8 protein-coding genes are annotated in these 10,141 nt (G+C 39.6%); 3 read left to right on the top strand and 5 right to left on the bottom strand.

Features of this window, described 5'->3' with window-relative positions; genetic code table 11:
* The coding region (locus QNJ66_RS02375; protein WP_300502682.1) for a transposase at positions 1 to 285 on the top strand (285 nt) is incomplete at its 5' end.
* Positions 286 to 404: 119 nt separating this feature from the next.
* Here QNJ66_RS02375 and QNJ66_RS02370 read toward each other — a convergent pair.
* Positions 405 to 3,005: an endonuclease MutS2 gene (locus QNJ66_RS02370; protein WP_300502680.1), complete on the bottom strand. Its 2,601-nt coding sequence runs from the start codon at positions 3,003 to 3,005 to the stop codon at positions 405 to 407.
* A 448-nt stretch (positions 3,006 to 3,453) separates the two neighbouring features.
* On the opposite strand from QNJ66_RS02370, the gene QNJ66_RS02365 reads away from it, so the two are divergent.
* Complete coding sequence (locus tag QNJ66_RS02365) at positions 3,454 to 4,125, top strand: hypothetical protein (RefSeq protein WP_300502678.1); 672 nt, start codon at positions 3,454 to 3,456, stop codon at positions 4,123 to 4,125.
* A gap of 102 nt (positions 4,126 to 4,227) precedes the next feature.
* Here QNJ66_RS02365 and QNJ66_RS02360 read toward each other — a convergent pair whose 3' ends face one another.
* Positions 4,228 to 5,655 (bottom strand): DUF4335 domain-containing protein, encoded by a 1,428-nt coding sequence (locus QNJ66_RS02360; protein ID WP_300502676.1) that lies wholly within the window; start codon positions 5,653 to 5,655, stop codon positions 4,228 to 4,230.
* A 39-nt stretch (positions 5,656 to 5,694) separates the two neighbouring features.
* Positions 5,695 to 6,261 carry a DUF3038 domain-containing protein gene (locus tag QNJ66_RS02355; RefSeq protein WP_300502674.1) on the bottom strand — a complete coding sequence of 189 codons (567 nt, stop codon included), beginning with the start codon at positions 6,259 to 6,261 and terminating at the stop codon, positions 5,695 to 5,697.
* Positions 6,262 to 6,462: 201 nt separating this feature from the next.
* Between QNJ66_RS02355 and QNJ66_RS02350 the strand changes: the two genes are divergently transcribed.
* The gene (locus tag QNJ66_RS02350) at positions 6,463 to 8,031 is read left to right on the top strand and encodes a sodium:proton antiporter (protein WP_300502672.1); all 1,569 of its coding nucleotides are present in this window, start codon (positions 6,463 to 6,465) and stop codon (positions 8,029 to 8,031) included.
* A gap of 43 nt (positions 8,032 to 8,074) precedes the next feature.
* Here the strand turns inward: QNJ66_RS02350 and QNJ66_RS02345 are convergent, their stop codons facing one another.
* Together QNJ66_RS02345 and QNJ66_RS02340 are read right to left on the bottom strand one after the other, a co-directional pair.
* On the bottom strand, positions 8,075 to 8,800 hold the full coding sequence (locus QNJ66_RS02345) for a phytochelatin synthase family protein (protein WP_300502670.1): 726 nt from the start codon (positions 8,798 to 8,800) through the stop codon (positions 8,075 to 8,077).
* Between the two features lie 5 nt (positions 8,801 to 8,805).
* Complete coding sequence (locus tag QNJ66_RS02340; protein WP_300502668.1) at positions 8,806 to 10,017, bottom strand: M20 family metallopeptidase; 1,212 nt, start codon at positions 10,015 to 10,017, stop codon at positions 8,806 to 8,808.
* Between the last annotated feature and the right edge of the window lie 124 nt (positions 10,018 to 10,141).

Raw genomic sequence — 10,141 nt, 5'->3', positions numbered from 1 at the left:
TTCGGTCAATTCTTCAACATCTTGGCTTATGTTTGTTGGAAAAGAGATGTCTATTTTCTTAAGGTAGATAAAGACTACACCAGTCAGATATGCCCTAATTGCAATACCCAAACAGGCAAAAAGAGTCTGTCAAATAGAATCCATTATTGCCCTAATTGTGGGTACACAACAAATCGTGATGTTGCAGCCAGTCAAGTAATAAGAAATCGAGGATTAGTAGCGGTCGGGCAGCCCGTGAATGAAAATGCGATGCAGCGCGGTCTTGGGGGTTTCCCCCATGAGTGACTGCATCAAGAAGCTTCTGGAGGCGTTCTATGGGGGTCAATCTTTGATTGGCGCTGATTCGAGCCTGTGAGAGAAGAATCTCCCGAATTTAGCGTAGCGGATTCGGGAGAGTGTCAATATCACTTAAAATAAGCTAATGTTACCCCGGAACCCCCTTCTTTTTGTGCTGCTAACTCAAACCTAGCAATCTGAGGATGACGTTTCAAAAACTCATGAACTCCTTGACGTAACTTACCGGTTCCTTTGCCATGAATGATCCATAATACCCCAGAGTCCGTAGCTTGGGCGATCGCATTTTCTAAGTCTGCTTCTGCTTCAGCGACACGACTCCCCCGAATGTCAATGGTATTTTTAGAAGTACGAATAACAGGAACGTCTTTGGGTTTACTGGGTTGGGGTGGGGGTTTAACCGCTTGTTTTTTCTCCTTAACTTTAGTTTCTACCTTTTGACCATCTAATGACTCAATATCCCCAAAAGAAACAGTCATTTTCATCAAACCAAACCGTACCATTACCTCTTCATCTTCACTAGAAACCGCTAATACTTCGGCAGTTTGTCCTAAGTTAGAGAGGCGAATTTTTTCTCCAACTTTGGGTTGATAACTCACCTTGGGTTTAACTTTTTTGGGTAACTGACGTTGACTAATATTAGATATAGCATCCGTTGCTTTTTGAGCATTTTGGCTTGTTTTATCACCTTTCTGTAAGTTACGAATCACTTGAGCAATCTCTTGTTTAGCAGAAGCGATCGCTTTTTGTACTTCTAGTTCCTGATAGCGTTTTAAATCTTTTTCCCTCTCTTGCAAAGCAGTAGCTTTTTCCGTAACTTCGGTATAAAACTTCTCAGTTTGTTGTAATAACTTCTGTGCTTCTTGGGCCTTTTCTTCCTGCTGTCTACGCTGCGCTTCTAAACCGGCAATGACATCATTAACATCTTGAGACAGTCCCCCAATGCGAGTTTTGGCCTCATCAATAATATCAATATCTAACCCCAGACGTTGAGCAATACTTAGGGCATTAGACCGCCCTGGAATGCCCCACAATAGCCGATAAGTGGGGGAAAGACTTCGATCATCAAATTCCACCGAAGCGTTCTCAAAGCGCGAATCTTCGTATTTGAGGGCTTTTAATTCTCCGTAATGGGTGGTGGCAATGGTTAACTGTGCGTTATCAGCCAAATGGTGTAATAAAGCGATCGCCAATGCGCTACCCTCTGCCGGATCTGTGCCGGCACCTACTTCGTCAAGAAGGATGAGACTGGGAGATGGGGGGACGGGGGGACGGGGAGACTGGGAGAGGGGGGGACTGGGAGTGTGGGAGGTGTGGGGAGTGTGGGAGACGGGGGGACGGGGGGACTGGGAGACGGGGGGACTGGGAGTGTGGGGAGTGTGGGGGGTGTGGGAGGTGTGGGGAGTGGGGGGAGTTTCAGATAACACTGCTTCCTGTTCACTGGTAACTGGTAACTGTTCACTGGTAACTGTTCCCTGATCTAATGCTTCTAAAATACGAACAATACGACGAATATGACCGGAAAAAGTGGATAAATTTTGTTCTATGGACTGTTCATCCCCAATATCCGCTAATATTTTTCCAAACCAAGGCAGTTCCACTGGTTCTTTGGCCGGGACAAATAAACCAACTTTAGCCATTAAAGCAGCTAAACCAACGGTTTTCAGGGTGACGGTTTTCCCTCCGGTGTTGGGTCCAGTGATGGCAATAACTCGGATATCTGGGTTAATCTGTACGTTAATGGGAATAACTGGTGATCCTTGTTCGTGTTTTTGCTGCCAGACTAATAAGGGATGGTGTAACCTTCTGAGGGTGATGGTTTCTTTATTTTCGATAAACCTGGGGGCGTTTCCTCCCAACCAGAAACTATAACGGGCCCTAGCGGTGGCTAAGTCTAAAACAGTCGCGATCGCTAGTAAATATTCTAAGTCTTCGGCCACCTCGGCCACTTTTTCTGTCAACTGCCGAAAAATAGCTTCTTCTTCTCTCTCTTCTTGTCGTAAATATTGACGGCGTTTATTGCCCATCTGCACGACAGAGTTAGGTTCAATGTAAAAAGTCCCCCCTGTGCCAGAAGTATCGTGAATAATGCCTGGAATTTGTTCTTTTTGCCCTGCTTTGACGGGAATTACAAAGCGATCGCCCCGTTGAGTAATTACAGGTTCTTGGATCGAGCCTCCTTTTTGCTGCATAATATTTTGCAGTTTCTGGTAGATCCGATCCCTAACTTCTTTTAAATTATGACGAATTTGTCCTAGTTTGGGACTGGCGCGATCTGTTACTTTTCCGGCTTCGTCTATACAGTGATGGATGGATTTTTCTAGTTCGGGATAGGTACGAATATCGGCTACTAATTCCTTTAAAACGGGTAATTCTTCACAATCATCGATAATACGTCTTAAACGTCGCATTCCTGCTAAAGTCGTGGCAATATTTAGCAGTTCCTTTCCCGAAAGAACACCTTTTAGGGTAGCTCGTTTTAGGGAGTCTCCCACATCTGTTATGCCTTCAAACGTCCATTTTATCTCTAAATTTTGCTCTAAACCATAAATTTCTTTAGTTTGGGCTAATAGTTCTTTACTTTCTTCTAAACTGGTCGGTATAGGTAAATTACGGGCTGCTATGGCTCCCATTTTCGTAGCAGCAAAGGTTGCTAACTGTTGGCAAAGCCGAGGCCATTCTAATAAGTTTAAAGTTTCTTTATCAATCACTTTTTATTAATTTAAAAGACCCATAAATTATGAGTTAATCTTATATATTAGATTATCTTAATTGAATCCATAGAGATTAGTCAACCGATTCCACTAAAACGAAAAATGCGGAGGCAATACCTCTGTATTATCTTCAACCCAAGAGATTATAAATCTCAGAAAATTGGTACTTTACTGAAATTTTTTAGTAGCATTTCCCACAAAATTTCAACCAGAGAACAAGTAGTAGATTGTTTGAACAAAAATGGTGGGTTACGACGGACTCTATGTCTTCTTATGATAGCGTCAATTATAGCCGTCTAACCCATCCTAGGCTAATGTACGCTCTTTAGCGGAAACAGTCCAGTAGGTTGATTTCAAGTAGAGGTTTGTGTTAGCTTGAGGGCAATTTATCTGATACCTTGCTGTCGTTAAAATGATGAAAATAAAGCCAACACATTCATCAATCATGAAACATTATCAAAAATATCTAATTACTACCTTAATCTTCATCAGTAATCTTACTTTAATTAAACCAACAGATGCTGCTTCAATATTTGTTGTTGCTAATGGAAACTCCTTAGATAGTAATGTAGTCAATGATCTAGTTTTAGAACAAGAAGAAGAAATTACTTTTACCATTAAGTTAAATTCAATGGACACCAGTATAATAGCTATTAATTATGGAGTATTAGTCAATAATGCTGAACTACTCTTTATAAGTTCTGAAGAATCAGGAGGGGTGCTAGGTCATCCTTTTACAACAGTCACAGAAATAATGACCCCAAGTACGCCTCCCATTTTTGAAACAGAGTTTAGTTATACAGATCCTATTGGTGGTGTTGTTCCCCTTAATACAACATTTGATTTATCGGAAGTTACTTTTCAAGGCACAGACAATATTATTGATGATGATGAAATAGATTTTCAAATTGAGGTAACTTCTGCAACTATTTTGGTAAATGACAATCTAGTTATTCTTGATACTCCAGAGGAACTGGATGACTTTTTTAGTCCTTTACAACAACAAGTATCAATTCAACCTTCAATTCCTGAACCTAGCTCAAATTTTGCTATTCTTACCCTTGGTTCATTAGGTCTAACTTTGATATTTAAACGTTACCTAAAAACACTCATGTAAGAAGGTTCTGTTGCAAAAAGTAGGGATAGCCGTTAAACAATTATTTGAGGGAGTAGATGAGGAAAATATCAATATTTTGTCCACACTCCCCATCACTGAAATCTACTCCAAAAGCGTTTTAACCCTGCCATTAGGAATTAAAACTAAGCGAATAGTTTGACTATTGGGAGTTGCCAGGGGAGAGACAAAATCAGATCCAGGGGTAGGAAAAGGAATTTGAGAAAGATAAATAGCAGCAGAACGACCTAAAGGGATAGTTTGCTTGAGAGAACCGTCTTCTTGAACAATTAAACGATATTCTAATGTTTGTTGTAAATTTTGAGGAGGTTCCCAGCGTTCCTTAAAATATTCGCGTACTTGAGTAACTTGAGGAATGGCATCGAGAAGGGTGGTTTCTGGGGGAGGTTTTGGGGTAACTATAGATTCTGGAGATAATAACTCATCGGGAATGGTCAGTTGATTTTGCTCTCTGGTTGATGATAAAGACAGTGGAGTGTTTGTTTCTTGACGAGGAACCTTTGCTTGTAAGGTTGGGGGTGTGGGTAAAGTTGGGTTTTGAATCAGTTGTTGGGCCGTTTCTGGGGGTAAACTGGGCATAACAATAGGGGGTTGTCCGTTGGGCAGAAGATGTGCTGGAATCTGTTCAACGGTTACTGAGTTATTAGAAGGCGTGGTATTGGGTTTGGGAGGTGCAGGAGGTGCCACTGGTGGTGGCGGCAGTACCCGTAAACTAGGGGCTTGAATGGCAACATTAGGGTTACGGGGTGGGGGATTTCCTTCGTCAATTTGTCCAGGGGGTGGTAAGGGGTCACGAGTAGCCAAGGTGGGGGCTAAGGAAGGGTCAGGAAGGGGTGTTTTTGGGGGTGGTGGTACGGGGGGTAAGACATCTAGAAAGGAGAGGGGGTTTTCTGTTGTTTCTGTGGTATCTTCTTCACCGGTATCCGTTGAGGTTACTTGTCTAAACCACCTTACCCCCACTGTGGGAATTAAAATGGCTAAGACTGCTACGGTACCTGTTGCAATCCAAACTCCTAAACTTTTCTTTAAAGGGGTGGTTTTGGGGTCGGCTAATGTGACAATGGTGTTATGGTAGGCTTCGAGAGCATTTAGCAAGTCAAACAGTTGAGAAACACTTAAGGTAACTGATTCATGGGAGGCTTGGGAGGCTAATGATCCTAAGGACAGATGATGGGTGAGTAAGCTTTGAAAGGATAGGGAAGGAAGATGGTTAGATTTATTCGGAGATAATTCTGTTTCTGTTGGCTTTTTGCCATGACAGGAGGTTTGATGCAGAAAATTTTTCACATAAGCTTGAACAACGTTGCGTAATAATTCTAGTTGCAAGCGATCGCCTTTTACTGTGACTTGATCTTCTTCTAGGAGTCGAGGATCATCAAATTGTAGTTCAAATTCGATATGATTTAAGGCAACTAATTCTCCCCAACGGGATAATAGAGGGCGTTTATCCCATAATTTTAGGGTACAGGTTGGAGGGGTATAGGTTTGTAATGGGGTATTATTAAATAACATTATTTATAAACAATTAATTTAAGCAAGTTCTGGTTTAAATCAAGATTGATAATCGAGTAAAGCTAACCACAAGCGATCGTAACCATTGTCTCCACTGTAGAATAATAAATCAATTAATAGTTTTGACGCTAATTGTACTTGTTGTTCCGATGATAGGTTAATTTCCTCGGTTTTTTTGGCATAATTGGCATAAAAGTAACTAAATTTTTCTAAATAGTTGCCTAATAAAGTGGTTTGCGCAGGATCTTGGTTTTGTGCTGTCATTTGTTCTAGGAGGGTGACAGCACGACGAATCAATTCTTGATATTGTTGGTTAATATAGCAAATTATCAAAATTAGCGATCGAAGTTGTTCCAGGGTGAAGCTTTCTAAGGAATGATCTGTTTCTGTTGCGTCTCGGTTTGACCACAGTTGTGTTTTTTCTACTAAAGTAGTGCTGATGTCTAAGTCGAGGGCAGCTTGTAGCATTATATCTGCATCTATGGGTATTAAGCATTCGCTGGCCAACAAAACTAAATCGAGATGGCTTTGCATCTGATAAAGTTGTTGTGGGGTTGGTGGGTTGGTTAGGGGTGTATCTCCCCAAGTAGACACTGACTGAGACATCTTCACAACTGTGGACAGATAATATAGTTTCCGTCCTTAATATAGCAATCTTTTTTACCTGAGTTCGGAGTTCGGAGTTCAGAATTGTTATTTTGTGAAAAAAATCATCGGGGTTTGAAACTTCAGACTTGTTGCTAATTATTCATAAATTTCTTTTCGTTGAACTCCTGTTTCTTATCTATCAATAATGAGGAGTATCCTATGAGTTTAGAAGCTAGTGCTGCTGATGTGGCCATTAAGCAAAATTTAGAACAATTTTTGGTGGTTTTATCGGTTTCTTTGAGTGTGGCCACAGTCTCTCGTGTTTTTGCTTGGTTTCGACAAATTCCTTATACACTTTTATTAGTAATTGTTGGTTTAGGATTAGCATTTATTGATGTTCGTTTGGTTAATCTTTCTCCTGAGTTAATTTTGGAGATTTTTTTACCTCCTTTATTGTTTGAAGCTGCTTGGAATATTCGTTGGCGATCGCTGAAAGAAAATTGGATTCCTGTGGTTTTATTTGCGGTAATAGGTGTTATTATTTCTGTGGTTGGTATTGCTTTGGCGTTAAGTCAATTGACTGATTTAACTTTACCTATTGCTTTATTAGTAGGGGCGAGTTTATCTGCTACTGATCCTGTTTCTGTGGTGGCTTTATTTCGAGAGTTAGGGGCAAGTAAAAAGTTAACTGTTTTGATGGAGGGAGAGAGTTTATTTAATGATGGAGTTGCGGTTGTAGCTTTCTTATTATTGGTGGGAATACCTTTAGGAACGGAAGTTTTTTCGGTGACGGATACAGTGGTTAGTTTTTTAAAGTTTGTGGGAATTGGTATTGGTGTGGGTTGTTTAGTTGGCTTTGGTATTTCTTATTTAACCCAACGGTTTGATCTCCCTTTGGTTGAACAATCTTTAACTTTAGTTTCTGCTTATGGAACTTATTTAATTACGGAAGAATTAGGAGGTTCTGGGGTAATTTCTGTGGTAACAGTAGGGATTATTTTAGGTAATTTTGGTTCTCGTATTGGTATGAATCCTAGAACGAGATTATTAGTGTCTGAGTTTTGGGATTTCTTGGCATTTTTTGTTAATTCTATTGTCTTTTTATTGATTGGTGATCAAATAAAGTTTAGTAGTTTAAGTGATAATTTAGGGATTATTACCATCGCTATTATTGCTGTTTTAATTACTCGTTTAATTGCTATTTTTGCACTGGCAAATTTGAGTAATGTTTTCACAAAGGTTGATATCAGTTTATCGGAACAAACTGTACTTTGGTGGGGTGGATTAAGGGGTTCTGTTTCTATTGCCTTGGCTTTAAGTGTACCAGTTTCTTTAACTGGAAGACAAGATATTATTGATACAGTGTTCGGTGTAGTTTTATTTACCTTATTAATTCAAGGGTTAACTACACAATTGGTACTGAAAAAATTAAACTTAGTAGGAGATCAACCTTTACGCCAAGAATATTCGGAATTATTAGCCAGAAAAACTGCTATTGGAAGAGTCCTTGATTATTTTCAAACGTTAGATGAATCTCCTAGTATTGACTCAGAATTTTATCGCTATGAACAAGAATTAGTCAAAGGTGAATTACAATCCATAGAAGAAAAAATTGCTAAATTTCAAACAGAATATCCCCAACTAAAGTCTATCGCTATGCAGCTACTAAGAGACAGATTATTAGACATTGAAGCTGATACTTATGCTGAATTAATCCGTAGTGGACAATTAGGAAAAAATCTCTCTCCTGTTATTTCAGATATTTTAAGCGAAAGCAGTGAACAGTAAACAGTTATCATTTATCATTTATCAGTTATTAGTTATTGAGAGATTATTGAGAACTAATTAATACAAATCCTCTGGTTTTTTCCGAAGTAGAATCAATAGTATTAGTAGCATTCCAAAGTTCTTCTGCTTTCACCCAAACTGGAGGATATTTATAACGAGAAACGTCTAAAATTAAAAAGCGATCGCTTTCTTCATGATAAGCAGCAATAGGGGAAATATGACCTCCTCTTTGTTGTCCAATACTAGACCTTAAATAGTTAACTAAAACAAAATTATTTTCTTGTTGTAAATTATCAACAATTCGTTGACGAAACTCCTCTAAACTTACCTCTCCTCCGTGATAAACTTCTACATCAAGGGGATAACTTTCTAATAAACCCCCTAACTCTTGTAAAGTCATTCCTTGTCGAGAAACAGTTTCTTTGCTAATCACATTTTCTGTGTTTGGGTTATCAAAAAAATTGTCTTGAGTAAAGCGATTATATCTCACCCATTCTGTTGCTGTTGGTGCCGGAATAGACAAAGCATTCAACACCATAACGATACTAGCAACACCACAAAAAGCTAAATTATCTTGAGTTTCAAACTGAAGACTTAGCGGAATATAATCTTGACGCGCTTGACTTTCTACTAAGAAGATTTCCCCTTGAGAAGAATTAAAGTTAATTAAATTTTCAGACAAAGGTAAACTTGTTTGAGCAAGGAGTTGACTGGGAACTAAACCAACCCCTAATAATAAAACCTTGGCAATTATTGTTTTAACTTTCATAGACTTTAATTACAAAATTTTTCTACACAACGGATAAACATTTCTACCCCTAACGGTAACACAGTTTCATCAAAATCAAAACGAGGATGATGGTGGGGATAATTTAAGCCTTTCTCAGCATTGGCCGAACCCAAAAAGAAATAACACCCCGGCACTTCTTCTAAAAAGAAAGACATATCTTCTCCTCCCATTGTTTGACATTCAGGAGCAATACCCACAGGAGTTTCTATTACTTCTACAGCCACCGACTTAACTAAAGCAGCCATGTTTTCATTATTAATCACAGGGGGATATAACCGCCAATAATCTAACTCATATTCTGCCCCATAACCTTGACAAATACCTTTAACAATATCGTCAATTCTCTGGGCAAAATAGCCGTCAAACTCAGGATTAAAATAACGTACTGTCCCACTCATTCTAGCCGTATCAGCAATAACATTTAAAGCTGTCCCTGCGTGTAATTCTCCCACAGTTACAACTGCTGAATCAATAGGGTTAACATTACGAGACACAATAGACTGTAAAGCATTAATAATCTGTGCGCTAACCACCACAGAATCAACGGTTTGATGAGGCATTGCCCCATGGCCACCTTTTCCGAAAAGATTGAGACGAAAACACTCTACAGCAGCCATTAATGGACCGCTACGAACACCTACGGTTCCCAGGGGTAGATTATTCCACAAATGTAGCCCAATAATAGCATCTACATCAGGATTTTTTAACACTCCTGCTTCTATCATGGGTTTTGCCCCGCCCGGACTTTCTTCCGCCGGCTGAAAAATAATTTTCACCGTTCCTTTGAAGTCTTGACGATGTTGCCACAAATGATAAGCGGTTCCTAAAGCAATGGTAGTATGGCCATCGTGTCCACAAGCGTGCATTGTTCCTTCGTGGAGGGAACGATAGGGGACATCATTTTCTTCATAGATAGGTAAAGCGTCTATATCGGCGCGAATGGCTAAGACAGGGCCGGGATAGGGACTTTCAATAGTTGCCACAATGCCGGTTTTAGCAATACCTTTTTCATGGGGAATGCCTATTTTTGTTAAGGTTTGATGGATGAAATCGGCAGTAAGTTCTTCTTGAAAGCCTAATTCTGGACGTTGATGTAGATAACGTCTCCATTCGACTAATTTAGCTTGAATGGTACGAATTTCTAGACGAATCTGTGAGAAATCAACTGAATTTGCTTGGGGAAAAGTATAAATCATAATTAATTGTAGAACAAGCTCAAAGCTTGTTACAGTCAGGATACCTATGTTACTGTTTGTGCGGCAAAAAGAAGCTATATAGCGTTTCTCGGACTCATGAGGTACACCTAATATCGCGCCTCCA

It is taken from the genome of Crocosphaera sp., assembly GCF_030064895.1.
Taxonomy (GTDB): domain Bacteria; phylum Cyanobacteriota; class Cyanobacteriia; order Cyanobacteriales; family Microcystaceae; genus Crocosphaera.
The sequence above is the reverse complement of the archived record's forward strand: the minus strand, read 5'-3'. Positions and strand labels throughout refer to the sequence as shown.

Bases quoted from the DNA above. Each gene is read 5' to 3' on its own strand.
- QNJ66_RS02365 (WP_300502678.1), top strand. From the start codon at position 3,454: ATGAAACATTATCAAAAATATCTAATTACTACCTTAATCTTCATCAGT.
- QNJ66_RS02360 (WP_300502676.1), bottom strand. From the start codon at position 5,655: ATGTTATTTAATAATACCCCATTACAAACCTATACCCCTCCAACCTGT.
- QNJ66_RS02355 (WP_300502674.1), bottom strand. From the start codon at position 6,261: ATGTCTCAGTCAGTGTCTACTTGGGGAGATACACCCCTAACCAACCCA.
- QNJ66_RS02350 (WP_300502672.1), top strand. From the start codon at position 6,463: ATGAGTTTAGAAGCTAGTGCTGCTGATGTGGCCATTAAGCAAAATTTA.
- QNJ66_RS02345 (WP_300502670.1), bottom strand. From the start codon at position 8,800: ATGAAAGTTAAAACAATAATTGCCAAGGTTTTATTATTAGGGGTTGGT.
- QNJ66_RS02340 (WP_300502668.1), bottom strand. From the start codon at position 10,017: ATGATTTATACTTTTCCCCAAGCAAATTCAGTTGATTTCTCACAGATT.